36 protein-coding genes are annotated in these 25,356 nt (G+C 46.1%); all 36 read left to right on the forward strand.

All coding sequences use genetic code 11. From position 1 onward, the window contains the following. The first annotated feature begins 1 nt into the window (after position 1). The 36 genes from rpoC (at position 2) to dsbD (ending at position 25,316) form a co-directional block, all read left to right on the forward strand. A complete protein-coding gene (rpoC, locus tag AOC19_RS00240) occupies positions 2 to 4,264 on the forward strand; it encodes a DNA-directed RNA polymerase subunit beta' (RefSeq protein ID WP_215376432.1) in 4,263 nt (1,420 codons plus the stop codon). A 176-nt stretch (positions 4,265 to 4,440) separates the two neighbouring features. Further along, entirely contained in the window at positions 4,441 to 4,821 is a 381-nt protein-coding gene (gene rpsL, locus AOC19_RS00245; protein WP_041484791.1) for a 30S ribosomal protein S12, read from the forward strand. A gap of 150 nt (positions 4,822 to 4,971) precedes the next feature. Further along, positions 4,972 to 5,442 (forward strand): 30S ribosomal protein S7, encoded by a 471-nt coding sequence (gene rpsG, locus AOC19_RS00250; protein ID WP_015420229.1) that lies wholly within the window; start codon positions 4,972 to 4,974, stop codon positions 5,440 to 5,442. Positions 5,443 to 5,469: 27 nt separating this feature from the next. Continuing rightward, positions 5,470 to 7,572, forward strand: a complete 2,103-nt coding sequence (fusA, locus tag AOC19_RS00255) for an elongation factor G (RefSeq protein WP_215376434.1) — start codon at positions 5,470 to 5,472, stop codon at positions 7,570 to 7,572. Positions 7,573 to 7,622: 50 nt separating this feature from the next. Then, positions 7,623 to 8,813, forward strand: a complete 1,191-nt coding sequence (gene tuf, locus AOC19_RS00260; protein WP_215302340.1) for an elongation factor Tu — start codon at positions 7,623 to 7,625, stop codon at positions 8,811 to 8,813. A 111-nt stretch (positions 8,814 to 8,924) separates the two neighbouring features. Continuing rightward, positions 8,925 to 9,236 carry a 30S ribosomal protein S10 gene (gene rpsJ / locus AOC19_RS00265; protein WP_011901899.1) on the forward strand — a complete coding sequence of 104 codons (312 nt, stop codon included), beginning with the start codon at positions 8,925 to 8,927 and terminating at the stop codon, positions 9,234 to 9,236. 197 nt (positions 9,237 to 9,433) lie between these two features. Further along, a complete protein-coding gene (rplC, locus tag AOC19_RS00270; RefSeq protein ID WP_215326125.1) occupies positions 9,434 to 10,090 on the forward strand; it encodes a 50S ribosomal protein L3 in 657 nt (218 codons plus the stop codon). A gap of 11 nt (positions 10,091 to 10,101) precedes the next feature. Then, complete coding sequence (rplD, locus tag AOC19_RS00275; protein ID WP_015420233.1) at positions 10,102 to 10,722, forward strand: 50S ribosomal protein L4; 621 nt, start codon at positions 10,102 to 10,104, stop codon at positions 10,720 to 10,722. After that, the gene (gene rplW / locus AOC19_RS00280; RefSeq protein ID WP_076024545.1) at positions 10,719 to 11,033 is read left to right on the forward strand and encodes a 50S ribosomal protein L23; all 315 of its coding nucleotides are present in this window, start codon (positions 10,719 to 10,721) and stop codon (positions 11,031 to 11,033) included. The genes rplD and rplW overlap by 4 nt, the downstream gene beginning before the upstream one ends. A gap of 2 nt (positions 11,034 to 11,035) precedes the next feature. After that, positions 11,036 to 11,866: a 50S ribosomal protein L2 gene (rplB, locus tag AOC19_RS00285; protein WP_015420235.1), complete on the forward strand. Its 831-nt coding sequence runs from the start codon at positions 11,036 to 11,038 to the stop codon at positions 11,864 to 11,866. A 19-nt stretch (positions 11,867 to 11,885) separates the two neighbouring features. Then, positions 11,886 to 12,164, forward strand: a complete 279-nt coding sequence (gene rpsS, locus AOC19_RS00290) for a 30S ribosomal protein S19 (RefSeq protein ID WP_011901904.1) — start codon at positions 11,886 to 11,888, stop codon at positions 12,162 to 12,164. A gap of 7 nt (positions 12,165 to 12,171) precedes the next feature. Beyond that, positions 12,172 to 12,504: a 50S ribosomal protein L22 gene (gene rplV, locus AOC19_RS00295; RefSeq protein ID WP_205621309.1), complete on the forward strand. Its 333-nt coding sequence runs from the start codon at positions 12,172 to 12,174 to the stop codon at positions 12,502 to 12,504. Positions 12,505 to 12,512: 8 nt separating this feature from the next. Then, positions 12,513 to 13,334 carry a 30S ribosomal protein S3 gene (gene rpsC / locus AOC19_RS00300; RefSeq protein ID WP_215376436.1) on the forward strand — a complete coding sequence of 274 codons (822 nt, stop codon included), beginning with the start codon at positions 12,513 to 12,515 and terminating at the stop codon, positions 13,332 to 13,334. A 2-nt stretch (positions 13,335 to 13,336) separates the two neighbouring features. Beyond that, a complete protein-coding gene (gene rplP / locus AOC19_RS00305) occupies positions 13,337 to 13,750 on the forward strand; it encodes a 50S ribosomal protein L16 (protein WP_015420238.1) in 414 nt (137 codons plus the stop codon). 14 nt (positions 13,751 to 13,764) lie between these two features. Then, positions 13,765 to 13,959 carry a 50S ribosomal protein L29 gene (gene rpmC, locus AOC19_RS00310; protein WP_015420239.1) on the forward strand — a complete coding sequence of 65 codons (195 nt, stop codon included), beginning with the start codon at positions 13,765 to 13,767 and terminating at the stop codon, positions 13,957 to 13,959. Positions 13,960 to 13,971: 12 nt separating this feature from the next. Beyond that, the gene (gene rpsQ / locus AOC19_RS00315) at positions 13,972 to 14,241 is read left to right on the forward strand and encodes a 30S ribosomal protein S17 (protein ID WP_015420240.1); all 270 of its coding nucleotides are present in this window, start codon (positions 13,972 to 13,974) and stop codon (positions 14,239 to 14,241) included. A 186-nt stretch (positions 14,242 to 14,427) separates the two neighbouring features. Beyond that, positions 14,428 to 14,796 carry a 50S ribosomal protein L14 gene (rplN, locus tag AOC19_RS00320; RefSeq protein WP_015420241.1) on the forward strand — a complete coding sequence of 123 codons (369 nt, stop codon included), beginning with the start codon at positions 14,428 to 14,430 and terminating at the stop codon, positions 14,794 to 14,796. Positions 14,797 to 14,805: 9 nt separating this feature from the next. Next, entirely contained in the window at positions 14,806 to 15,114 is a 309-nt protein-coding gene (rplX, locus tag AOC19_RS00325) for a 50S ribosomal protein L24 (RefSeq protein ID WP_015420242.1), read from the forward strand. A 16-nt stretch (positions 15,115 to 15,130) separates the two neighbouring features. Then, complete coding sequence (gene rplE / locus AOC19_RS00330) at positions 15,131 to 15,673, forward strand: 50S ribosomal protein L5 (protein ID WP_046329383.1); 543 nt, start codon at positions 15,131 to 15,133, stop codon at positions 15,671 to 15,673. A 9-nt stretch (positions 15,674 to 15,682) separates the two neighbouring features. Further along, complete coding sequence (gene rpsN / locus AOC19_RS00335; protein WP_046329384.1) at positions 15,683 to 15,988, forward strand: 30S ribosomal protein S14; 306 nt, start codon at positions 15,683 to 15,685, stop codon at positions 15,986 to 15,988. 24 nt (positions 15,989 to 16,012) lie between these two features. Beyond that, positions 16,013 to 16,408 carry a 30S ribosomal protein S8 gene (gene rpsH / locus AOC19_RS00340; protein WP_015420245.1) on the forward strand — a complete coding sequence of 132 codons (396 nt, stop codon included), beginning with the start codon at positions 16,013 to 16,015 and terminating at the stop codon, positions 16,406 to 16,408. Positions 16,409 to 16,418: 10 nt separating this feature from the next. Then, entirely contained in the window at positions 16,419 to 16,952 is a 534-nt protein-coding gene (gene rplF, locus AOC19_RS00345; protein WP_215302347.1) for a 50S ribosomal protein L6, read from the forward strand. Positions 16,953 to 16,965: 13 nt separating this feature from the next. Beyond that, entirely contained in the window at positions 16,966 to 17,319 is a 354-nt protein-coding gene (gene rplR / locus AOC19_RS00350; protein ID WP_015420247.1) for a 50S ribosomal protein L18, read from the forward strand. A gap of 18 nt (positions 17,320 to 17,337) precedes the next feature. Next, positions 17,338 to 17,856, forward strand: coding sequence for a 30S ribosomal protein S5 (rpsE, locus tag AOC19_RS00355; protein WP_015420248.1), 519 nt, complete (start codon positions 17,338 to 17,340; stop codon positions 17,854 to 17,856). 24 nt (positions 17,857 to 17,880) lie between these two features. Next, the gene (gene rpmD, locus AOC19_RS00360; protein WP_015420249.1) at positions 17,881 to 18,069 is read left to right on the forward strand and encodes a 50S ribosomal protein L30; all 189 of its coding nucleotides are present in this window, start codon (positions 17,881 to 17,883) and stop codon (positions 18,067 to 18,069) included. A gap of 27 nt (positions 18,070 to 18,096) precedes the next feature. Continuing rightward, a complete protein-coding gene (gene rplO, locus AOC19_RS00365) occupies positions 18,097 to 18,537 on the forward strand; it encodes a 50S ribosomal protein L15 (RefSeq protein ID WP_015420250.1) in 441 nt (146 codons plus the stop codon). A 17-nt stretch (positions 18,538 to 18,554) separates the two neighbouring features. Further along, a complete protein-coding gene (gene secY / locus AOC19_RS00370) occupies positions 18,555 to 19,892 on the forward strand; it encodes a preprotein translocase subunit SecY (RefSeq protein ID WP_215376438.1) in 1,338 nt (445 codons plus the stop codon). Between the two features lie 4 nt (positions 19,893 to 19,896). Then, positions 19,897 to 20,115 (forward strand): translation initiation factor IF-1, encoded by a 219-nt coding sequence (gene infA / locus AOC19_RS00375; protein WP_015420252.1) that lies wholly within the window; start codon positions 19,897 to 19,899, stop codon positions 20,113 to 20,115. Between the two features lie 35 nt (positions 20,116 to 20,150). Continuing rightward, on the forward strand, positions 20,151 to 20,267 hold the full coding sequence (gene rpmJ, locus AOC19_RS00380) for a 50S ribosomal protein L36 (RefSeq protein WP_012357167.1): 117 nt from the start codon (positions 20,151 to 20,153) through the stop codon (positions 20,265 to 20,267). Between the two features lie 24 nt (positions 20,268 to 20,291). Next, positions 20,292 to 20,657 (forward strand): 30S ribosomal protein S13, encoded by a 366-nt coding sequence (gene rpsM / locus AOC19_RS00385; protein WP_015420253.1) that lies wholly within the window; start codon positions 20,292 to 20,294, stop codon positions 20,655 to 20,657. An 18-nt stretch (positions 20,658 to 20,675) separates the two neighbouring features. Then, a complete protein-coding gene (rpsK, locus tag AOC19_RS00390) occupies positions 20,676 to 21,083 on the forward strand; it encodes a 30S ribosomal protein S11 (protein ID WP_015420254.1) in 408 nt (135 codons plus the stop codon). A gap of 116 nt (positions 21,084 to 21,199) precedes the next feature. Then, positions 21,200 to 21,823: a 30S ribosomal protein S4 gene (rpsD, locus tag AOC19_RS00395; RefSeq protein WP_068320135.1), complete on the forward strand. Its 624-nt coding sequence runs from the start codon at positions 21,200 to 21,202 to the stop codon at positions 21,821 to 21,823. A gap of 23 nt (positions 21,824 to 21,846) precedes the next feature. Then, complete coding sequence (locus tag AOC19_RS00400) at positions 21,847 to 22,827, forward strand: DNA-directed RNA polymerase subunit alpha (protein ID WP_015420255.1); 981 nt, start codon at positions 21,847 to 21,849, stop codon at positions 22,825 to 22,827. 16 nt (positions 22,828 to 22,843) lie between these two features. Then, on the forward strand, positions 22,844 to 23,236 hold the full coding sequence (gene rplQ / locus AOC19_RS00405; protein WP_015420256.1) for a 50S ribosomal protein L17: 393 nt from the start codon (positions 22,844 to 22,846) through the stop codon (positions 23,234 to 23,236). 68 nt (positions 23,237 to 23,304) lie between these two features. Beyond that, positions 23,305 to 23,637 (forward strand): divalent-cation tolerance protein CutA, encoded by a 333-nt coding sequence (cutA, locus tag AOC19_RS00410; protein ID WP_215376440.1) that lies wholly within the window; start codon positions 23,305 to 23,307, stop codon positions 23,635 to 23,637. Between the two features lie 5 nt (positions 23,638 to 23,642). After that, positions 23,643 to 25,316, forward strand: a complete 1,674-nt coding sequence (gene dsbD, locus AOC19_RS00415; protein WP_215376442.1) for a protein-disulfide reductase DsbD — start codon at positions 23,643 to 23,645, stop codon at positions 25,314 to 25,316. Positions 25,317 to 25,356: the final 40 nt, after the last annotated feature.

Genomic DNA, 25,356 nt, shown 5'->3' on the forward strand with positions numbered 1-25,356 from the left:
TATGAAAGCATTGCTCGATTTATTTAAGCAAACGCAGGGTGATGAGCAGTTTGATGTCATCAAGATTGGTCTTGCATCCCCTGAGAAAATTCGCTCATGGTCTTTTGGTGAAGTGCGCAAGCCAGAAACTATTAACTACCGGACTTTTAAGCCCGAGCGTGATGGTTTGTTCTGCGCCAAGATTTTTGGACCAACCAAAGACTACGAGTGCTTATGCGGTAAGTACAAGCGTTTAAAGTTCCGTGGCGTTATCTGTGAGAAGTGCGGCGTTGAAGTTACGCTGGCTAAGGTACGTCGTGAGCGCATGGGCCACATTGAGTTGGCAGCCCCTGTAGCGCACATCTGGTTCTTGAAGTCATTGCCGTCCCGCTTGGGTATGGTTCTCGATATGACATTGCGTGATATCGAGCGCGTTCTTTACTTTGAAGCATATGTAGTTGTTGATCCTGGCATGACTCCTGAGGGCGCAATGAAGCGCGGTCAGATCATGTCTGAGGACGAGTACATTGCTAAGACTGAAGAGTATGGTGACGGTGCATTTACTGCCATCATGGGCGCTGAAGGTATTCGTGATCTCTTGCGTTCGATTGATATCGATCGTGAAGTTGAGACTATTCGTGCTGACTTAAAAGCCACTGGTAGCGATGCCAAGATCAAGAAATACGCTAAGCGCTTAAAAGTGCTCGAGGCGTTCCAGACTTCAGGTATTAAGCCTGACTGGATGATCATGGAAGTATTGCCAGTATTGCCACCTGAATTGCGCCCATTAGTGCCATTGGATGGCGGTCGCTTTGCTACTTCCGATTTGAACGACCTCTATCGTCGCGTGATTAACCGTAACAACCGTCTCAAGCGTTTGTTAGAGTTGCGCGCACCAGAGATCATCGTTCGCAACGAAAAACGTATGTTGCAAGAAGCGGTTGACTCATTGCTCGATAACGGTCGTCGCGGTAAGGCCATGACTGGCGCTAACAAGCGTCCGTTGAAGTCCTTGGCTGAGATGATTAAAGGTAAGAGCGGTCGTTTCCGTCAAAACTTGTTGGGTAAACGTGTTGACTACTCAGGTCGTTCAGTCATCGTGGTTGGTCCGACATTGAAATTGCATCAGTGCGGCTTGCCAAAATTGATGGCCTTGGAATTGTTCAAGCCATTTATTTTCAACAAGCTTGAGACTTTGGGAATTGCAACCACGATTAAGGCTGCGAAGAAAGAAGTTGAAAGTCAGACTCCAATCGTTTGGGATATTCTCGAAGAAGTGATTCGTGAACATCCAATCATGTTGAACCGTGCGCCTACATTGCACCGTCTCGGTATCCAGGCTTTCGAGCCAATGCTGATTGAAGGTAAGGCGATCCAATTGCACCCATTAGTCTGCGCGGCATTTAACGCTGACTTTGACGGCGACCAAATGGCGGTTCACGTTCCTTTGTCGCTCGAAGCGCAAATGGAAGCGCGTACATTGATGTTGGCTTCGAACAACGTATTGTTCCCAGCTAACGGCGAGCCATCCATCGTTCCTTCACAGGACGTGGTGTTGGGTCTGTACTACGCAACTCGTGACAAGATTAACGGTAAAGGCGAAGGCATGGTCTTCGCTAACATCACTGAGGTAATTCGTGCATACGAGGCTGGCCAGGTTGAATTGGCTTCCCGCGTTGCTGTACGTATTACTGAGTTTGAGATTGTGGACAAGAAGGCAGAGGGCGAAGCCCGTTTTGCTGAAAAGACCAAGATCTATCAGACTTCAGTTGGCCGTGCCATCTTGTCAGAAATTTTGCCTAAAGGCATGTCTTTTGAGGAAATCAATAAGCCTCTGAAGAAAAAAGAAATCTCACGTTTGATCAACACTTCATTCCGTAAGTGCGGTCTTCGTGAAACGGTTATTTTTGCTGACCGCCTCTTGCAGTCTGGTTTCCGCTTGGCGACTAACGCCGGTATCTCGGTTGCGATCGACGATATGCTGATTCCAACTTCTAAAGAGCGCATCATCACTGAAGCTTCTACCAAGGTTAAGGAATATGACAAGCAGTTCATGTCAGGTCTCGTAACCAATCAAGAGCGTTATAACAACGTAGTTGATATTTGGGGTGCTGCTGGTGACCAAGTTGGTAAGGCAATGATGGATGAGCTGTCACACGTTGACGTGCTCGACCGTAACGGTAAAACTGTGCGTCAAGAATCTTTCAACTCTATCTACATGATGGCGGATTCTGGTGCGCGTGGATCTGCAGCGCAGATTCGTCAGTTAGCCGGTATGCGTGGTTTGATGGCGAAGCCTGATGGCTCCATTATTGAAACCCCAATTACTGCGAACTTCCGTGAAGGTTTGAACGTATTGCAGTACTTCATCTCAACCCATGGTGCTCGTAAAGGTCTGGCTGATACAGCGTTGAAGACAGCGAACTCTGGTTACTTGACACGTCGTTTATGCGACGTAACTCAAGACCTCGTGGTTATTGAAGAAGATTGCGGCGCAACTTCTGGCGTAACAATGAAGGCACTCGTAGAGGGCGGCGAAATTATCGAAGCATTGCGAGATCGTATTTTGGGTCGTGTATGTATCGGTGACATCGTTCATCCAGACACGCAAGAAGTGATCGTTCCTAACGACACATTGCTCGATGAAGATCATGTAGATCAAATCGTTGCTTTGGGTATCGACGAAGTTAAAGTTCGTACAGTATTGTCATGCTTAACTCGCTTTGGCTTGTGCGCTAAGTGCTACGGACGTGATTTAGGTCGCGGTGGTTTGGTCAACGTTGGTGAGGCAGTTGGTGTTATTGCTGCTCAGTCCATCGGTGAGCCGGGCACACAGTTGACAATGCGTACTTTCCACATCGGTGGTGCAGCGTCACGTGCATTGGTTGCAAGCAATATTGAAGCGAAGTCTAACGGTGCTTTGAAGTTCTCTGGAACGATGCGTGTTGTGAAGAATGCGAAGGGCGAGCAGATCGTGATTTCACGTTCAGGCGAAGCTGTGATCATTGACGATAACGGCCGTGAACGTGAGCGCCATAAGGTACCTTACGGTGCAACTCTATTGTTCAAAGAGGATGCTGCAGTGAAGGCCGGCGCAAGCTTGGCGACATGGGATCCGTTAACACGTCCAATCATCTCTGAGTACGCTGGTATTGCTCGCTTTGATAACGTTGAAGAAGGCGTTACTGTGGCTAAGCAGGTTGACGAAGTAACCGGTCTCTCCACTTTGGTGGTAATTGACGGGAAGCGTCGCAGTGCTGCTAGCAAAGGCGTTCGTCCAATGATCAACTTAGTTGATGATAAGGGCGGCGAAGTGATGATTGCGGGTACAGATCATCCAGTAAACATTGGTTTGCAGGTTGGCGCTTTGATCACTGTTAAAGATGGTCAAAAAGTTGAAGTTGGTGAAGTGTTGGCACGTATTCCAATCGAATCACAGAAGACGCGTGATATTACCGGTGGTTTGCCACGCGTTGCTGAATTGTTCGAAGCACGTTCACCAAAAGATGCTGCTGTATTAGCTAAAGTAACTGGAACAGTTTCCTTCGGTAAAGAAACCAAAGGTAAGCAACGTTTAGTTATTACTGATATGGATGGCGAAGCCAACGAATTCTTAATTCCTAAAGAGAAGCAAGTTCTCGTTCATGACGGCCAAGTTGTGAACAAGGGCGAGATGATTGTGGAAGGCCCTGCCGATCCGCATGACATCTTGACGCTCAGAGGCATTGAAGAGTTGGCGATCTACATCGTGGACGAAGTTCAAGACGTTTACCGTTTGCAGGGCGTGAAGATTAACGACAAGCACATTGAAGTAATCGTGCGTCAAATGTTGCGTCGTGTGCAAATTACTGATGGTGGCGATACTGCCTACATCACTGGTGAGCAAGTTGAGCGTTCTAAGTTGTATGACGCAAACGATGCCGTGATTGCTCAAGGTAAGCGCCCAGCTCAGTTCGAGAATGTGTTGCTTGGTATTACTAAAGCATCCTTGTCGACAGACAGCTTCATTTCAGCGGCTTCTTTCCAAGAAACCACCCGTGTATTGACCGAAGCCGCGATTATGGGCAAGACAGATACACTCCGTGGCCTCAAGGAAAACGTCATTATTGGTCGCCTGATCCCTGCTGGTACTGGCTTGTCTTACCGCCGTGCACGCAAGGTCAGAGAGCAATTCGAGCGTGATCGCGCTCAAATGATTGCCGCCGAAGAGGAAGCAATGGCTGATATGCCTGTAGAAATAGAGGCTGAAGTGATTGCTCCTGCTGGGGAGGCTGATCCAAGCTAATTTGGTATTCCTGGCCAGAAATGGCCAGTTTTTTCCCTCGAGGTTGACGGAAAGGGCTGGCCAGGCTAGAATGCTGAGTTCTACTGATTCAGAAGAGGGTCGTTTTGACCTAGGATTTCTCTAAGTCATTGATTTTCTTGAAGAAAGCAACAAAGAAGTACTAACCGAGCTATTTTATGCCAACAATTAATCAATTATTACGTAAGCCAAGAACTCGGCTGACCGTTAAAAGCAAGAGCCCTGCGCTGCAAAACAGCCCGCAGCGCCGTGGTGTTTGTACACGTGTGTACACAACCACTCCTAAAAAGCCTAACTCTGCGCTACGTAAAGTAGCAAAAGTTCGCTTAACCAATGGTTTTGAAGTGATTTCATACATTGGTGGTGAAGGCCATAACCTCCAGGAACACTCAGTAGTGTTGATCCGTGGTGGTCGTGTAAAGGATTTGCCAGGTGTTCGTTACCACATCGTTCGTGGCTCACTTGACTTGCAAGGTGTTAAAGACCGTAAGCAGTCACGTTCCAAGTACGGTGCTAAGCGCGCTAAGAAAGCTGCTTAATAGCAACTTAAAGTATTTGCAGTAAGTCTTCGTTTGTCAGACTTTAAAGACAAGTAAGTGGCCGTTCCGTCTCGAGATTTCTCCAGATAGTAGGACGGCCGGAGCGGGTGATCCATTTGGGCCACCCCTAACTGAACTGAAGGAGTAGTTATGCCACGTCGTCGTGAAGTTCCCAAACGGGAAATCCTGCCTGATCCAAAATTCGGCAATGTAGAAGTAGCAAAATTCATGAACGTCCTCATGTTGGACGGCAAGAAATCGGTTGCAGAGCGTATCGTTTACGGTGCCTTTGATCATATCGAGAAAAAAGCAAACAAAGAACCACTCGAAGTTTTCTCAACAGCTATGGGCAACGTTAAGCCAATGGTTGAGGTGAAGAGCCGTCGTGTTGGTGGCGCTAACTACCAGGTTCCTGTTGAAGTTCGCCCATCACGCCGTTCTGCTTTGGCAATGCGCTGGGTGCGCGAAGCCGCTAAAAAGCGCGGTGAAAAATCGATGGCCCAACGTTTGGCCAACGAATTATTAGAAGCTGCAGAAGGTCGCGGCGGAGCAATGAAGAAGCGTGAAGAAGTTCACCGTATGGCAGAAGCTAACAAAGCTTTCTCACATTTCCGCTTCTAATCGCACAGCAAAGAAAAGGTACCAACAGTGGCACGTAAAACCCCTATCGACAAATACCGCAATATCGGTATTTCTGCGCACATTGACGCAGGCAAGACAACAACAACAGAACGCGTTTTGTTCTACACCGGTGTTAATCACAAAATCGGTGAAGTGCATGATGGCGCTGCAACCATGGACTGGATGGAGCAAGAGCAAGAGCGTGGTATCACGATTACTTCTGCTGCTACTACAACGTTCTGGAAGGGCATGGCTGGTAATTTCCCAGAGCACCGCATCAATATTATTGATACCCCAGGACACGTAGACTTCACAATTGAAGTTGAGCGTTCAATGCGCGTTTTGGATGGCGCTTGCATGGTTTACTGTGCGGTAGGTGGTGTACAGCCACAATCTGAAACTGTTTGGCGTCAAGCTAACAAGTACCAGGTTCCACGTTTAGCATTCGTAAACAAGATGGACCGCACTGGTGCGAACTTCTTCAAGGTCTATGACCAAATGAAGATGCGCCTCAAAGCTAATCCTATCTTGATCCAAATCCCAATCGGCGCTGAAGAAAACTTTAAAGGCGTTGTGGACTTGGTAAAAATGAAGGCCATCTATTGGGACGAAGAGTCACAAGGTACTAAGTTTACATACGCAGATATCCCTGCTGAATTGCAAGCATCTGCAGAAGAGTGGCGCGAGAAAATGCTCGAAGCTGCTGCAGAGAGTTCAGAAGAGTTGATGGAAAAGTATCTCGGCGGCGAAGGCTTGACCGAAGAAGAAATCAAAGGCGCATTACGTCAACGTACTATTGCTAATGAAATCGTTCCAATGTTGTGCGGAACAGCTTTCAAAAACAAAGGCGTTCAGGCGATGTTGGATGCAGTTGTTGAATTGTTGCCTTCACCATTAGACGTTCCACCAGTTCCATGTGAATTGGAAGACGGCACACCAACAACACGTGAAGCTTCTGATAGCGCGAAATTTTCAGCCTTAGCATTTAAGATCATGACTGACCCATTCGTTGGCCAGCTCATCTTCTTCCGTGTTTACTCAGGCGTCATGAAATCTGGTGACACAATCTACAACCCAATTAAGGGTAAGAAAGAGCGTGTTGGACGTTTGTTGCAGATGCATGCAAATGAACGTGAAGAAATTAAAGAAGTATTCGCTGGCGATATCGCAGCTGCAGTTGGTCTGAAAGACGCAACTACTGGCGAAACATTGTGTGATCCAGATAGCATCGTTATTTTAGAGCGCATGGTATTCCCAGAGCCTGTAATCTCTCAAGCAGTTGAGCCAAAGACAAAAGCAGACCAAGAAAAAATGGGCCTTGCTTTGAATCGCTTGGCACAAGAAGATCCTTCTTTCCGCGTGAAGACAGACGAAGAGTCTGGTCAAACGATTATTTCCGGTATGGGCGAGCTGCACTTGGAAATTTTGGTTGATCGTATGAAGCGTGAATTTAGCGTTGAAGCAACTGTTGGTAAGCCACAAGTTGCTTACCGTGAAACGATTCGTAAAGTTTGCGAAGAGATTGAAGGTAAATTCGTTAAGCAGTCTGGTGGTCGTGGTCAATACGGTCACGTGGTCTTGAAGTTAGAGCCACAGGCACCAGGCAAAGGTTTTGAATTTGTTGACGCTATTAAGGGTGGTGTAGTTCCACGTGAATACATTCCTGCGGTAGAAAAAGGAATTATCGAAACATTGAACTCCGGTATTTTGGCTGGCTATCCAGTTGTAGATATCAAAGCAACATTGTTCTTCGGTTCATACCATGACGTTGACTCCAACGAAAACGCATTTAAGATGGCGGGCTCGATGGCATTCAAAGACGGTATGCGCAAAGCATCACCAGTGTTGCTAGAACCAATGATGGCTGTTGAAGTTGAAACACCAGAAGATTTCATGGGTAACGTAATGGGTGACCTCTCATCACGTCGCGGTATTTTGCAAGGTATGGATGACATTCCAGGGGGCGGTAAGATCGTTCGCGCTGAAGTGCCATTGGCAGAGATGTTTGGTTACTCAACTGGCTTGCGCTCGTTGACCCAAGGTCGCGCTACCTACACCATGGAATTTAAGCATTATTCCGAAGCACCTAAGAACGTTGCTGAAGCAGTTATGGCTGCTAAAGCGAAGTAATTTATCCACATTATTTTGAATATTGACTAGCTAAGAAGGCAGACAAAAAAATGGCAAAAGAAAAGTTTGAGCGGACAAAACCGCACGTAAACGTTGGCACAATCGGTCACGTTGACCATGGTAAAACCACATTGACAGCAGCTATTGCAACCGTGCTTTCAAAAGCATTCGGTGGCGAAGCAAAAGCATACGATCAGATCGATGCTGCTCCAGAAGAAAAAGCACGCGGTATTACTATTAATACAGCACACGTTGAGTATGAGACTGCAAATCGTCACTACGCACACGTGGATTGCCCAGGACATGCTGACTACGTTAAGAACATGATTACTGGTGCTGCTCAGATGGACGGCGCTATTTTGGTTTGCTCTGCAGCTGACGGCCCAATGCCACAAACTCGCGAGCACATCCTCTTGGCACGCCAAGTTGGTGTTCCATACATCATCGTTTTCTTGAACAAGTGCGACATGGTTGATGACGCTGAGTTGTTAGAACTCGTAGAAATGGAAGTTCGTGAGCTTCTATCTAAGTACGACTTCCCAGGCGATGACACACCAATCGTTCAAGGCTCTGCTAAGTTAGCTCTTGAAGGCGACGAAGGCCCATTGGGTAAAGAAGCCATCATGAAGTTGGCTGAAGCGCTTGACTCATACATCCCAACTCCAGAGCGTGCTGTTGACGGTGCGTTCTTGATGCCAGTAGAGGACGTGTTCTCTATCTCCGGTCGCGGTACTGTTGTTACAGGCCGTATCGAGCGCGGTATCGTTAAAGTTGGTGAAGAGATTGAAATTATTGGTATCAAGCCAACACTCAAGACAACTTGTACTGGTGTTGAAATGTTCCGCAAATTGCTCGACCAAGGTCAAGCAGGCGATAACGTTGGTATCTTGTTACGCGGTACAAAACGTGAAGAAGTTGAGCGCGGCCAAGTATTGGCTAAACCAGGTTCAATCACCCCACACACTCACTTTACAGCCGAGGTTTACATCTTGGGTAAAGACGAAGGTGGTCGTCATACTCCATTCTTTAACAACTATCGTCCACAGTTCTACTTCCGTACAACGGACGTAACTGGTTCAATCGAGTTGCCAAAAGACAAAGAAATGGTTATGCCTGGTGATAACGTCACGATTACCGTAAAACTCATTGCTCCAATCGCGATGGAAGAAGGTTTACGTTTTGCGATCCGTGAAGGTGGCCGTACTGTTGGCGCCGGTGTGGTTGCAAAGATTTTGGCTTAATAGCAGTAAAAATATTTAGCGGTTTGCTAACCGGTGACATCAGTGCTGCTGATGTCACCGAGCTCTTTAGAAATATAACGCGGCAGCACCGCAACGCTCTTTGGAATTAATATGCAAAACCAAAAAATTCGTATTCGTCTTAAAGCATTTGATTACCGTTTGATCGACCAGTCTGCAGCTGAAATCGTTGATACAGCTAAGCGTACTGGTGCAGTTGTTAAGGGTCCAGTACCTTTGCCAACTCGTATCGAGCGTTTTGATATTTTGCGTTCACCACACGTAAACAAGACTTCACGTGACCAGTTAGAGATTCGTACCCATCTGCGTTTGATGGATATCGTTGATCCTACAGAGAAAACAGTGGATGCCTTGATGAAATTAGACCTCCCAGCAGGTGTGGACGTCGAAATTAAGTTGCAGTAATTCAGTATTTCCAGTCTTAGCGCTTGCCAAGACTGGCCTTTCGGGATAGAATCTAAGGCTTCGCTCAATTATTTGGGCGAATTTAAAGGTTTTATCAGCATTAAAAACGTTGTAAGTTATTGATTTAGAAGTACTTTTACTTGTAAATCACTTAAATTAATTTTGCCGACCAATCGAAGTCGGCGTGGAGCATGAATATGAGCTTAGGCTTAATCGGTCGCAAGATCGGCATGACCCGTCTATTTACGGACGAAGGGGAAGCGATTCCTGTCACCGTAATTGACGTGAGCGACAACAGAATCGCTCAAATCAAGACCCAGGCAACTGATGGCTATGATGCTATCCAGTTGGCACATGGCACACGTAGAGCTACTCGCGTTACCAAAGCAATGGCTGGTCACTTCGCTAAGGCGGGTGTGATGGCTGGTAACGGTCTCAACGAATTTCATTTAGATGCAGCAAAAATCGCTGAAATGGCACCAGGACAAGTAATTCCTGCTGACACTGCATTTGCTGCTGGCCAAAAAGTAGATGTACAAGGTGTAACGATTGGTAAAGGTTATGCCGGTACCATCAAGCGCCACCACTTCGCTTCAGGTCGCGCGTCACACGGTAACTCACGTTCACATAACGTGCCAGGTTCTATCGGTATGGCGCAAGATCCAGGTCGTGTTTTCCCAGGTAAGCGCATGACAGGCCACCTTGGTGACGAAACACGCACTGTACAAAATTTAGTCATCGCACGCATTGATGCAGAACGTAATCTCATCATGGTTAAAGGCGCTATTCCAGGTGCCCCAGGCGGTAAAGTTATTGTTACTCCAGCGGTGAAGACACCGTTGAAGAAGAAATAAGGAGAGCGAATATGGAACTTAAGCTTCTCCAAGATAACGGAACTTTGGGCGCAGGCGTTCAAGCCTCACCAGAAGTATTCGAGCGCGAATATAACGAAGCATTGGTACACCAAGTTGTTGTGGCTTACCAAGCAAATGCACGTAGCGGTAACCGTGCACAAAAAGACCGTGAGCAAGTTAAGCACACAACCAAAAAACCTTGGCGTCAAAAAGGTACTGGTCGTGCTCGTGCTGGTATGAGCTCTTCCCCGCTGTGGCGTGGAGGTGGTCGTATATTCCCGAATTCACCTGAAGAAAATTTCAGCCAAAAAGTAAACAAGAAAATGTACCGCGCTGGTATGAGATCTATTCTGTCTCAGTTAGCACGCGAAGGTCGTTTGAATGTTGTTGACCAATTTAATCTTGATGCTCCAAAGACTAAAGTTTTAGCTGACAAAGTTAAAGCAATGGGCTTGGATTCAGTCTTGATCATCGTTGATCAGGTTAGCGAGAATTTGTATTTGGCATCACGCAACTTGCATAAGGTTGCTGTATGTGAGCCACAGCACGCTGATCCATTAGCTTTAGTTCAATACAAAAAAGTATTGGTAAGCAAAGCAGCGATCGCAAAAATTGAGGAGTTGCTGAAATGAGCCAAGTCCGTAAAAACGATCACAGCTTGATGAAGGTTCTGCTTGGACCGGTTATCTCTGAAAAAGCAACTATGGTTGCAGAGAAAAACGAACAAGTAGTATTCCAAGTTACACGCGACGCTAATAAGAGCGATGTGAAACAAGCGGTTGAGTTGCTCTTCAAGGTGCAAGTTGACTCTGTTCAAATCGTGAATCAAAAAGGTAAGCCAAAGCGCTATGGCCGTTTTGAAGGTCGTCGTGACCACACTAAGAAGGCCTACGTTAGCTTGAAGCCAGGTCAAGAAATTAACTTTGAAGCGGAGGCGAATTAATCATGCCTTTGATGAAGACAAAACCGACCTCACCAGGTCGTCGCTCAATGGTCAAGGTGGTAAATCCTGATCTGCATAAAGGTAAGCCTTTTGCAGCGTTGGTAGAGCCACAGTTCCAAAAAGCAGGTCGTAACAATAATGGTCATATCACTACCCGTCATAAGGGTGGTGGTCATAAGCATCACTATCGTGTTGTTGATTTCAAACGCAACGACAAAGATGGTATTCCAGCAAAAGTTGAGCGTTTGGAATACGATCCAAATCGCAGTGCAAATATTGCATTGATCGTGTTTGCTGATGGTGAGCGTCGCTATATTCTTGCTGCAAAAGGCATGACTGTTGGTCAGGCATTGATGAGTGGCTCTGAAGCCCCAATCAAGTCTGGTAACAACTTGCCAATTCGTAATATTCCAGTTGGTAGCACAATTCATTGCGTAGAAATGTTGCCGGGCAAAGGTGCTCAAATCGCACGTTCTGCTGGTGGCTCTGCAGTGTTATTAGCTCGTGAAGGTGTATACGCTCAGGTGCGCTTGCGCTCTGGTGAAGTTCGCCGTATTTTGATCGATTGCCGTGCCACTATTGGTGAAGTTGGTAATGAAGAGCATAGCTTGCGCGTTATCGGTAAAGCTGGTGCAAATCGCTGGCGTGGTATTCGCCCAACCGTTCGCGGTGTGGCAATGAACCCAGTAGATCACCCACACGGTGGTGGTGAAGGTAGAACTGGCGAAGGCCGTGTACCTGTCTCCCCATGGGGCACACCAACTAAAGGTTATCGTACACGTCGCAATAAGCGTACAACTTCGATGATCGTTCAACGTCGTCAAAAACGTTAAGCGATAAGGATAAATAGATATGACACGTTCAGCTAAAAAAGGCCCATTTTGCGACGCCAGCTTAGTAAAAAAAGTTGAAGTTGCACAAGCCAACAAAGACAAAAAGCCGATCAAAACTTGGTCACGCCGTTCAACAATCCTCCCAGACTTCATTGGTCTGACGATTGCTGTACATAACGGTCGTCAACACGTTCCGGTATATGTATCAGAAAACATGGTGGGTCATAAGTTAGGCGAATTTGCCTTGACCCGTACTTTCAAAGGTCACGCTGCTGACAAGAAAGTAACGAAGAAGTAAGGGGATGATGATGGAAGTTAAAGCTATTCACAAAGGCGCCCGCATTTCTGCGCAAAAGACACGTTTGGTCGCTGACCAAATTCGTGGTTTGCCAATTGCACGCGCATTGAACATTTTGAATTTCAGCCCCAAGAAAGCTGCCTTCATTGTGAAAAAAGTTGTTGAGTCCGCAATGGCCAACGCTGAACACAATAAGGGTGCTGATATTGATGAGCTCAAGGTTTCAACAATTATTGTTGATAAGGGTACTTCCTTGAAGCGCTTCACAGCACGTGCTAAGGGTCGCGGTAATCAAATCGAAAAACAAACATGTCACATCACCGTGACCTTGAGTAACTAAGGAAAGATATGGGACAAAAGATAAACCCAACCGGATTCCGACTCTCGGTAACGAAGAACTGGACATCACGTTGGTATGCAAACAATACTGATTTTGCGAAGATGCTTAAAGAGGACGTAGATGTCCGCATCTATCTCAAGAAGAAGTTAAAGAATGCGTCCGTAAGTAAAGTCATTATTGAGCGTCCTGCAAAGAACGCACGTATCACTATTTACAGCTCACGCCCAGGTGTTGTGATCGGTAAAAAAGGTGAAGATATTGAAGTGCTCCGTCGTGAACTCCAGAAGCGTATGGGCGTTCCAGTCCACGTGAACATCGAAGAAATTCGTAAGCCTGAAGTAGATGCGCAATTGATCGCTGACTCTATTACTCAACAGCTAGAGAAGCGCATCATGTTCCGTCGTGCAATGAAGCGTGCAATGCAAAATGCAATGCGCCTTGGTGCACAAGGGATCAAGATCATGTCTTCTGGCCGTTTGAACGGTGCTGAAATTGCACGTCGCGAATGGTATCGTGAAGGTCGCGTTCCACTTCATACATTGAAGGCTGATATTGATTACGCAACTTCTGAGGCGGAAACAACATACGGCATCATCGGTGTAAAAGTTTGGGTTTACAAAGGCGATACATTAGGCCGCGGTGCTGATGCTGCAGCAGTTACAGCAGAGCCAGCAGCTGAAGAGAAGAAGCCACGTCGCGCACCAGCTAAAACAACCGCACGCAAACCAGCAGCCGACAGCAAGCCATTAGTTGCTGCTAAGCCTGCAGTAAAGCGTGCACCGAAAGCCGTTGAAGCCGCAAGTGCTGAAGCGCAGAAGTCAGGAGAGTAAGCATGCTACAACCAAAGCGTCGTAAGTATCGCAAGGAACAAAAGGGACGTAACACTGGCGTGGCAACACGCGGTAGTTCAGTAGCCTTTGGTGACTTTGGATTGAAAGCTATTGGCCGTGGTCGTTTGACCGCACGTCAGATTGAATCTGCACGTCGCGCAATGACCCGTCACATTAAGCGTGGTGGTCGTATCTGGATTCGTATTTTCCCAGACAAGCCAATTTCACAAAAGCCAGCTGAAGTACGTATGGGTAACGGTAAAGGTAATCCAGAGTACTACGTAGCAGAAATTCAACCAGGCAAGATTTTGTACGAGATGGATGGCGTGGATGAAGGTTTGGCGCGCGAGGCTTTCAAGCTTGCAGCAGCTAAATTGCCATTGCAAACCACTTTCGTGATTCGCCACTTAGGTTGATCGGGATAGAGATTATGAAAAAGACAGAATTAGCATCCAAAGATCTGGTTGCCTTGAACGCAGAATTAACAGAGCTCTTGAAGACTAGCTTCAAGCTCCGTATGCAAAAGGGTACTCAGCAACTCACAAATACCAGCCAATTGGGTAAAACTAAGCGTGAAATTGCTCGCGTAAAGACTTTTATTACTCAAAAAACTGCACAGAAATAAGGAAAAAGGGATATGACAGAATTATCTAAACCCTTGCGCCGCACCCTTGTGGGTCGTGTCGTTAGCGACAAAATGCAAAAAACTGTGACTGTGCTAGTTGAGCGCCAAGTAAAACATGCGCTTTATGGCAAATATGTTGGACAGTCCAAAAAGTACCACGCTCACGACGAAGCTGGTCAATACAAGATGGGTGATACCGTTGAAATTGCTGAATCTAAGCCAATTTCACGCACTAAATCTTGGGTTGTGACCCGTTTGGTAGAGGCTTCAAAGGGTATTTAAAGAAATATTAGGGATTTTGGCGAACTTTCTTGCCAAATCCCTGTTTTACGTAGTATGATAGAAGGCTTCTCTGGTTGTATTGGGAGAAGCAGTGTTTTTTCATTAATTCCGGGTTTTAACTTTCGTTAAAGCCCATAGACGGAACCAAGACTGTTTGCCTTTGGCTAACAAGTTGGGGATTAAAAAATGATTCAGACCGAAAGTAGATTACAGGTCGCCGATAACACAGGCGCCAGTGAAGTTTTGTGCATCAAGGTATTGGGCGGCTCTAAGCGTCGTTACGCCAGTATCGGTGATGTCATCAAAGTGACTGTAAAGTCCGCTGCTCCACGTGGCCGTGTAAAAAAAGGTGATATTTATAACGCCGTAGTAGTGAGAACTGCTAAGGGTGTACGTCGTCCAGACGGCTCATTGATTAAGTTCGATGGAAACGCTGCGGTATTGCTCAACGCCAAGTTAGAGCCAATCGGCACACGTATCTTTGGACCAGTTACGCGCGAATTGCGTACTGAGAAGTTCATGAAGATCGTTTCTCTCGCCCCCGAAGTTATTTAAGAGGCTGATATGAAAAAGATTCGTAAAGGTGATTCAGTAGTTCTCTTGACTGGCCGCGATAAAGGCAAACAAGGAACTGTTACAGCCGTTCTCGAGAACAAGTTAGTGATCGAAGGCGTAAACATTTATAAAAAGAGCGTTAAGCCAAATCCAGCAGCCGGTGTTACTGGCGGCATGATTGACAAGACGATGCCTGTTCACATTTCTAATGTGGCTTTGGTTGACGGTAACGGCAAACCATCACGTGTTGGTATCAAACTCGTTGATGGTAAGAAGCAGCGTTTCCTCAAAACCACTGGCGCGACTTTAAGCGCATAAGGGGCACGGAGAAATTATGAGCACACGTTTTCAAGAACACTATCAAGCTAAAGTAGTTGCTGATTTGATCGCCAAGTTTGGTTACAAGTCAGTAATGGAAGTTCCACGTATCACTAAGGTAACCCTGAATATGGGCTTAGGCGATGCAGTGAACGACAAGAAAATTATCGAAAATGCAGTTGGTGATTTGACTAAAGTAGCAGGTCAAAAGCCAGTTGTGACAAAAGCGAAAAAAGCGATTGCTGGTTTCAAAATTCGTCAAGGCTACCCAATCGGTGCCATGGTTACATTGCGTGGTGCACGCATGTACGAATTTTTAGATCGTTTCGTAACTGTTGCTTTGCCACGCGTACGTGACTTCCGCGGAATTTCCGGTAAGGCATTTGACGGCCGTGGTAACTACAACATTGGCGTTAAAGAGCAAATCATTTTCCCTGAAATCGAATACGACAAAATTGACGCCCTCCGTGGTCTCAATATCAGTATTACGACAACCGCTAAGACTGACGAAGAAGCAAAAGCTTTGTTAGCAGCGTTCAAATTCCCTTTCCGCAATTAAGAGGCTAACGTGGCAAAACTATCCCTAATTGAGCGCGAGAATAAGCGCACAAAAACTGTAGAGAAGTACGCTGTAAAGCGTGCTGAACTCAAGGCAATCATTGCTGATCAATCACGCAGTGATGAAGAGCGCTATGAAGCTCGCTTGAAGCTACAGGCACTTCCACGTAACGCAAGCCCGATTCGTCAAAGAAATCGTTGTTCATTAACCGGTCGTCCGCGCGGTGTATTCAGTAAGTTTGGTTTAGCGCGTAGCAAAATTCGTGAAATCGCCTTCCGTGGCGAAATCCCCGGTTTAACCAAGGCCAGCTGGTAAGCGGCGAAAGAATTAGGAGAACTCATGAGTATCAGCGATCCAATCGCCGACATGTTGACAAGGATCCGCAATGCGCAAGCAGTGCAGAAACCCGTAGTCTTGATGCCGTCGTCAAAAGTTAAAGTAGCTATTGCAAAAGTCTTGCAGGATGAAGGTTATATCGATAGTTTTGAAATCAAAGGTGAAGCAGCTAAGCCAGTGCTACACATTGAACTCAAATACTATGCAGGCCGCCCTGTTATTGAGCGTATCGACCGTGTTTCTACACCAAGTCTACGTATCTACAAAGGCCGCCATGACATTCCTGAAGTAATGAATGGCTTGGGCATTGCAATTATTTCAACCCCACAAGGCGTAATGACAGACCGCAAAGCACGTGCAAACGGCGTTGGTGGCGAAGTTATTTGCTACGTCGCGTAAGGAGAGAAATATGTCCCGCGTTGGTAAATCACCTATTCCAGTCCCAAAGGGCGCTGAGATCAGCATCAACGGTGCAAACATTACTGTTAAGGGCCCATTGGGAACTTTGACACACAACTTGCATCCTTCTGTTGGTTTGAAACAAGAAGATGGCGTATTGACAGTTGTTTTAAATAACGACACACCAGAAGCTGGTGCACAGTCAGGTACAGCTCGCGCCTTAGTAAACAACATGGTTGTTGGCGTAACTACTGGCTTTGAGCGCAAGCTTAGCTTGGTAGGCGTTGGTTATCGTGCTGCTGCTCAAGGCGAATCACTTAAATTGCAGTTAGGTTTCTCACACGACATTATTTACAACCTGCCAAAGGGTGTAAAAGCTGAGACTCCAACTCAAACTGAAATCATTATCAAAGGTTCCAACAAGCAACAGGTTGGCCAGGTCGCAGCTGAAGTTCGCGCATACCGTTCACCAGAGCCATATAAAGGCAAAGGCGTTCGCTACGTGGATGAGGTTGTACACCTGAAAGAAACTAAGAAGAAGTAAGCGAGATTAGAAAATGAATAAAGACGAATCCAGACAAAGACGTGCTAGGCAGACTCGTATTCGCATTGCCGAAGCATTGGCAAATCGCTTAACAGTTATCCGTAGCAATTCACATATTTCTGCACAGGTATATAGCCCATGCGGAACCAAAGTTGTAGCAGCTGCTTCAACAATGGAAAAAGATTTGCGCCAAGCGATCAAAAACGGCGGCAACGCTGATGCGGCAAAACAAATCGGCAAATTAGTTGCTGAGCGTGCTGTTAAGGCAGGCATTGTTGATGTTGCTTTTGATCGTTCCGGTCATCGTTACCACGGCCGTATTAAGGCCTTAGCTGAAGCTGCGCGTGAAGCCGGCCTGAAGTTCTAATAGGGTTTAGGAAAAAACATGGCAAAAATGCAAACCAAGATGCAAAACGAAGAGCGTGATGATGGTCTTCGCGAGAAGATGATTGCTGTTAATCGTGTAACTAAAGTGGTTAAGGGTGGTCGTATTCTCGGCTTCGCTGCACTCACTGTAGTTGGCGATGGCGATGGTCGTATCGGCATGGGCAAAGGCAAATCAAAAGAAGTTCCAGTTGCTGTTCAAAAGGCAATGGACGAAGCACGTCGCAAGATGATCAAAGTTTCCTTACGTAAAGGTACTTTGCAACACACTGTGATTGGTAAGCATGGCGCGTCACGCGTGATGATTTCTCCAGCTAAAGATGGTACTGGCGTTATCGCCGGTGGCCCAATGCGCGCAATTTTCGATGTAATGGGTGTAACTAACGTTGTTGCTAAGTCACTTGGCTCTACAAACCCTTACAACATGGTTCGTGCAACGATTGATGGTTTGAGCAAGATGAGCACTCCTTCTGAAATTGCTGCTAAGCGCGGTAAGTCAGTTGAAGAGATTCTCGGCTAAGACCAAAAGATTAGGAATCTATAAATGACAACATCTAACTCCAAAGTCAAACTGCAATTAGTGCGCAGCTTGATCGGCACACGCGAAAGCCACCGTGCAACTGTTCGTGGCTTAGGCCTCGGACGCATCAATTCTGTTTCAGAATTGGAAGACACTCCAGCTGTTCGCGGAATGATTAATAAAGTTTCTTATCTAGTTAAAGTCATTGGCTAATAACTAGCAAGTAAATAGGCGAAGAATATGCAACTCAATACACTCAAACCCGCAGAGGGATCTAAGAAAAACCGTCGTCGCGTAGGTCGCGGCATCGGCTCTGGTCTTGGTAAAACTGCTGGCCGCGGTCACAAAGGTCAAAAATCACGCTCAGGCGGATTCCACAAGGTTGGATTCGAGGGCGGTCAGATGCCAATGTACCGTCGTTTGCCAAAACGTGGTTTCGTGTCTTTGACACGTCGTCACGTTGGTCAAATCACTTTGAATGACTTAGCAAAAATCAACTTGCCAGAAGTGGACTTGTTGGTTTTGAGAGCTCACGGTTTTGCTGGCGAGCAAATCAATGCAGTCAAAGTAATCAAGACTGGCGAATTGTCAATTGCTGTGACCCTCAAAGGTATTACAGCAACTGCAGGTGCGAAAGCGGCTATTGAAGCAGCTGGCGGCAAATTGGTTGACTTGGTTTAATTAGTTTTTAGTAAACGATGGCACTCGCACCTACCAACACAGCAAATATTGCTCAATCAGGAAGCAAGTTTGGCGAATTACGCCAACGCTTGATATTCCTGGTTTTGGCATTGCTCGTGTTCCGTTTGGGCGCACACATTCCTGTTCCAGGTATTGATCCTGACCAATTGGCTCAATTGTTCTCCGGTCAAAAAGATGGCATCTTGGGAATGTTCAATCTGTTCTCAGGTGGTGCTTTATCTCGCTTTACAGTTTTTGCTTTAGGAATCATGCCGTACATCTCCGCGTCGATCATCATGCAATTGATGACGATTGTTGTTCCCTCGCTAGAGTCCTTGAAAAAAGAAGGTCAAGCAGGACAGCGCAAGATTACCCAATACACCCGTTATGGCACTGTATTCTTGGCAACATTTCAGGCTTTAGGCATTTCAGTTGCATTACAGGCGCAACCAGGTTTAGTAATTAATCCAGGCTTGATGTTTGAACTCAACACAGTAGTTACTTTGGTGACTGGCACGATGTTCCTAATGTGGCTAGGTGAGCAGATTACTGAACGCGGACTTGGTAACGGCATCTCCATCATTATTTTTGGCGGTATTGTTTCTGGATTGCCTTCAGCAATTGGAAGCTTGCTTGAGCTAGTACGTACAGGCTCTATGAATATTTTGTCTGCTCTGTTGATCGTGGTGATTTGCGTTGCAGTGACTTATTTTGTAGTGTTTGTTGAGCGCGGTCAGCGCCGTATCTTGGTGAACTACGCCAAGCGCCAAGTTGGTAATAAGGTTTATGGCGGTCAGTCTTCATACTTCCCATTGAAGTTAAATATGGCTGGTGTTATTCCCCCAATTTTTGCTTCATCAATCATTTTGTTTCCTGCAACAATTGCCGGCTGGTTTACATCAGGCGAGCCAACCAATATGTTCAGCCGAGTGATTAAAGATTTGGCAGCAACATTGGCCCCGGGTCAGCCCGTGTACACAATTTTGTATGCCGCAGCGATTATTTTCTTCTGCTTCTTCTACACAGCTTTGGTTTTCAATAGCCGTGACACAGCAGATAACTTGAAGAAGAGCGGTGCTTTTGTTCCAGGTATTCGTCCTGGCGATCAGACTGGTCGCTATATCGACAAGATCTTGGTTCGCTTAACATTGGCTGGTGCGATTTACATGGTTTTGGTTTGCTTGTTGCCAGAATTCTTAGTCTTGAAGTACAACGTGCCGTTCTATTTCGGCGGTACTTCATTGTTGATTATTGTCGTTGTTGCAATGGATTTTATGGCTCAAGTTCAGTCATTCGCAATGCAGCAACAGTATGGTTCTTTGATGAAAAAAGCTAATTTTAAGATGGGCGCTTAACTGAATGTCTAAAGACGATGTAATTCAGATGGCGGGAGAAATTATTGAGAATTTGCCGAACGCGATGTTTCGCGTGAAGCTAGAGAACGGACATGTGGTTCTAGGGCACATTTCTGGAAAGATGAGGATGCATTACATCCGCATATTGCCAGGAGATAAGGTAACGGTGGAGATGACTCCTTACGACCTAACGCGCGCCAGAATCATTTTCCGAGCGAAGTAAAGATTAAGTAGTACATATTTTTTTAGAGGTGAGTTATGAAAGTTTTGGCATCCGTTAAGTGTATTTGCAGAAATTGCAAGATCATTAAGCGCAAACGCGTTGTGCGTGTGATCTGTTCTTCAGACGCACGTCATAAGCAGCGTCAAGGCTGATCTGGTTAATTAAGAGGAAATCTCATGGCACGTATCGCTGGGGTAAATATCCCAAATCATCAACATACTGTTATCGGTTTAACAGCAATTTTTGGCATCGGCACAACACGTGCTCGCAAAATTTGTGAAACCACAGGTGTTGCTATCGACAAAAAAGTTAAAGACCTTACTGACGGTGACTTGGAAAAGTTGCGTGATGAAGTAGGTAAGTTCATCACTGAAGGTGACCTTCGTCGTGAAGTAACGATGAGCATCAAGCGTTTGATGGACTTAGGCTGCTATCGTGGCGTTCGTCATCGTAAGGGCTTGCCTGTACGTGGTCAACGTACTAAGACAAACGCGCGTACCCGCAAGGGCCCACGTAAGTCTGGCGTGCAACTCAAGAAATAATCAAGAAAGTTTATTGACATGGCAAAACAACAATCCGCTTCTGCAGCTTCACAGCGTGCACGCAAGAAGGTTAAAAAGAACGTTGCTGACGGTATTGCACACGTTCACGCTTCTTTTAATAACACCATTATTACGATCACTGATCGCCAAGGTAATGCTCTCTCATGGGCAACATCTGGTGGCCAGGGCTTCAAGGGCTCACGTAAATCAACACCTTTTGCTGCTCAGGTAGCTGCTGAAGTTGCTGGTAAGACAGCCATTGAGTGCGGTATTAAGAATTTGGAAGTTCAGATCAAGGGCCCAGGCCCAGGTCGTGAATCAGCAGTTCGTGCATTGAACTCATTGGGCATCAAGATCACTGAGATTCAAGACGTAACTCCAGTTCCACACAATGGTTGCCGTCCTCCAAAGCGTCGTCGTATCTAAGCTAGGTAGTTGGCAGTACAAGTTTTAGTAGTTTTTTATTAAAGCCCACCGTTCATCTGAATTAAAGGGTGAACTCACCGTAGGTCGTAAGACTGCGGCAAAGAAAGGAAAGCATCGTGGCACGTTACTTAGGGCCTAAGGCCAAATTAGCACGTCGGGAAGGTACCGACTTATTTTTAAAGAGCGCACGTCGCGCCCTGTCAGACAAGTGCAAGTTAGATACTAAGCCTGGTCAACATGGCCGTACATCTGGCTCAAGAACATCTGATTACGGTAATCAATTGCGTGAAAAGCAAAAGGTTAAACGTATCTATGGCGTATTAGAGCGTCAATTTCGTCGTTACTTCGCAGAAGCTGAGCGTCGTAAGGGCAACACTGGTGAAACATTGCTCCAGTTGCTTGAGTCACGTTTAGACAACGTGGTGTATCGCATGGGCTTTGGTTCAACACGCGCTGAAGCACGTCAGTTGGTTTCTCACTGCGCAATTTTGCTCAATGGCAATCCAGTAAACATTCCATCTATTCAGGTTAAGCCTGGTGATGTAGTGGCGATTCGTGAAAAAGCGAAGAAGCAAGCGCGTATTACAGAATCACTCAATTTGGTTGGGCAAATGGCAGCAGTTACTTGGGTTTCAGTTGACGCAGCCAAGCTCGAGGGAACATTTAAGCAAGTGCCTGACCGCGAAGATATTAGCGGCGAAATTAATGAAAGTTTGATCGTCGAATTGTATTCACGCTAATTAGGCACTCTCAAGGAAAAAATATGCAAACAAATTTGCTCAAGCCAAAAATTATTTCTGTTGAAGCGCTTACCGCCAACCAAGCTAAGGTTGTTATGGAGCCGTTCGAGCGTGGCTATGGCCACACACTCGGCAATGCATTACGTCGTGTTTTGTTGTCCTCGATGGTTGGTTATGCACCAACTGAAGTAGCAATTGCTGGTGTTGTTCATGAGTACTCCACATTAGATGGCGTTCAAGAGGATGTTGTTAACCTTTTGTTGAACCTCAAAGGTATCGTATTTAAGTTGCAGTCACGTGACGAAGTTACTATCAATTTGCGTAAAGAAGGCCCAGGCGTTGTTACTGCAAAAGATATCGATTTGCCACATGATGTAGAAATCATTAATCCTGATCACGTTATTGCTCACTTGTCAGCTGGTGGCAAGTTGGATATGCAGATCAAGGTTGAAAAAGGCCGTGGCTATGTACCAGGCAATATGCGTCAATACCATGACGAAGCTACCAAGATTATTGGTCGCATCGTGTTGGATGCCTCATTTAGCCCAGTAAGCCGTGTTAGCTATGCTGTTGAGTCTGCTCGTGTTGAGCAGCGTACCGACCTCGATCGTCTCGTAATGACAATCGAAACAAATGGTGTGTTGTCTCCTGAAGAGGCGATTCGTCAAGCCGCTACCATTTTGGTTGATCAGTTAGTTGTATTCGCAGCCCTTGAAAGCAGCGAAGTTTCTGGTGATCTCGCACCAAGCCGCTCTTCAATGGTTGATCCAATGTTGATGCGTCCGGTTGATGATCTCGAACTCACAGTTCGCTCTGCAAACTGCTTGAAGGCTGAGAACATTTACTACATCGGTGACTTGATTCAACGTACAGAGAATGAATTGTTGAAGACGCCTAATTTAGGTCGTAAGTCTTTGAATGAAATCAAAGATGTATTGGCGGCTCGTGGCTTAAGTCTTGGCATGAAACTCGAAAGCTGGCCTCCAGCTAACCTCGAGAAATAATTAGAAAGGAAGCATCATGCGTCACGGAAACGGCTTACGCAAACTAAATAGAACATCATCACATCGCTTGGCGATGCTGCGCAACATGTCCAATTCTCTTTTGGAGCACGAAGTGATTAAAACCACTTTGCCAAAAGCAAAAGAATTGCGCATGGTTGTTGAGCCTTTGATTACCTTGGGTAAAAAAGACAACTTAGCAAACCGTCGCTTAGCATTCAATCGCACACGTGATCGTGACATCGTGACCAAACTCTTCACAGAGCTCGGCCCACGTTACGCAACCCGTCCAGGCGGCTACCTTCGCATTTTGAAGTTCGGCTTCCGTCATGGTGACAATGCACCAATGGCTTTGGTTGAGTTGGTAGATCGTCCAGAAGTTGAAGAAACAGCAGTAGCTGAAGAGGCTTAAGCCCTTTAGCAAGATTAAAAGCCAGGCTTCGGTCTGGCTTTTTTCATTTATACGGTTATAAATACGCCATGACCCAAGAGAAATCTTTCGAATTACTGATTGTCCTTACTACTTTTGCATCACTTGAAGATGCAAAGAAAATGGCGCATCAACTGATTGAAAGGAGTCTGGCTGCCTGTGTGCAAATTCAAGAGGGCGTGCATTCCGTTTATAGATGGGACGGCAAGGTATGCGAAGGACACGAAGTTCTGTTGTCTGCAAAGACAGTTGCAGATAAATGGGTAGATATTTCTCATTTCATCAAAAGCCATCACCCATATGACCTACCAGAGCTGATTGCCTATGCTCCTGAGAAATATGAAGCGCAGTATGGCAAGTGGGTGCAGGCCGAGTTAAAGTGAGTCCCATGAGATTGATTAATAAATTCATTCCGGTTCTGGCTGTATTCTTATTCTTTATTGGCAATGCTTTTGCAGCCCCAGAATTTCTGCCGCCTGAGAAAGCCTTTCAGGCTGAAGCAACATGGGCGGTGAATACGAATGACATCGAGTTGGAGATTTTTCCAGCCAAAGGTTATTACATCTATCAAGAGTCCCTGCATTTCAAGATGGGCTCCCAGCCCAACAAATTAGAGGCAGTAAAGGCAACATTACCGGCAGGCATTGAAAAATTTGATGAAACTTTTCAAAAGAAAATGCAGGTTTATAAACAAGCATTTCTCCTCACGCTGGATAAAAAAGCAGAAATAGGCAAGCCACTGTACTTCGAGTTGGAATTGCAGGGGTGTGCTGAAGCCGGGATTTGTTATCCACCCATGACCCTGAAGTTTTTACTTGCAGGGCCTGGTGTGAAGGCTAGTCCAATCCCTGAAATATTGGATGGGGTGGGCGCAGGGAATGCTGCCAAAAAAGAATTTAGCTTGATAGATGTATGGCGTGAGCGTGATGATGTCAATGCCATCAGCCGATTCTTAGAAAGTACGCCAACAGGCTATTTATTTTTAGCCTTTTTTATTCTTGGCTTAGCTTTAGCGTTTACGCCTTGCGTTCTCCCGATGTTGCCTATTTTGTCGAGCATCGTGTTTGGAACACAAGGCAAACAATCTATTAGCAAGACCCGCGCAAGCCTCTTGGCAGCAGCCTATGTGCTCGGAATGGCCTGTGTATACGCATTGGCAGGGGTCTTGATGGCAGCCTTGGGTGGTAGCGTTCAAAGAGCCCTACAGAGCCCTGTAGCGCTAATTGGGTTTGCATTGCTGCTATTGGCCTTATCAGGCAGTCTATTTGGCTTATACGAGCTCAGAATGCCCCACTCATGGCAGCAAAAGGTGGATCAATTGGCAGGCCGACACAAGGGTGGCAGCTTCGCGGGTGCCTTTGCATTGGGCGGCATTTCAACATTAGTTGCCAGCCCATGCATTACGGCCCCATTAGCCGGGGTGCTGGCCTTTATTGCGCAAACAGGCTCAATGAGTTTGGGGGCAGGCCTCCTGTTTGTGATGGCCTTGGGCATGGGCTTACCACTGCTGTTTATTGCGATTGAGGCTCGTATTTTGATCCCATCAACTGGCATGTGGATGGTTTGGCTGCAAAGAACCTTGGGCGTTTTATTGGTCGCAACGGCGGCTTGGATTGCATCTCCTTTAATGCAAATGAATGGTGGCGAAGTTGGCAAGACAATAGCCAATGGTCAGCGCCAACATCAGATTGGAAAAGCCAGTTTTGCTGTAATTGACTCAAGCGCTCAGCTGGATCAATTTTTATCTCAAGCAAAAGAACAAAAGAAATTAGTGCTCTTGGATTTCTATGCTGACTGGTGCATCTCTTGCAAGGAGATGGAGGTCAACACTTTTGCCAATCCTGAAGTAAATCAAGAGCTGCAGAAATTTGTTTTGCTACAGGCTGACGTAACAAAAAACAGCCCTGAGAATCAGGCGTTATTGAAACGCTTTGGATTGTTCGGACCACCTGGAATTTTGATCTTTGATCTCAATTCTGAAGAGTTAAAAGAACAGCGGGTGATTGGCTATATGCCACCTCAACGTTTTGCTGAGCGCTTGAAAAAAGCACTAGGAAATTAAATTATCTGAGGCTGAATCAGCAAGAACTGATTCAGTTTTT

The sequence above is a fragment of the Polynucleobacter asymbioticus genome (genome assembly GCF_018687575.1).
Lineage (GTDB): Bacteria > Pseudomonadota > Gammaproteobacteria > Burkholderiales > Burkholderiaceae > Polynucleobacter > Polynucleobacter asymbioticus_C.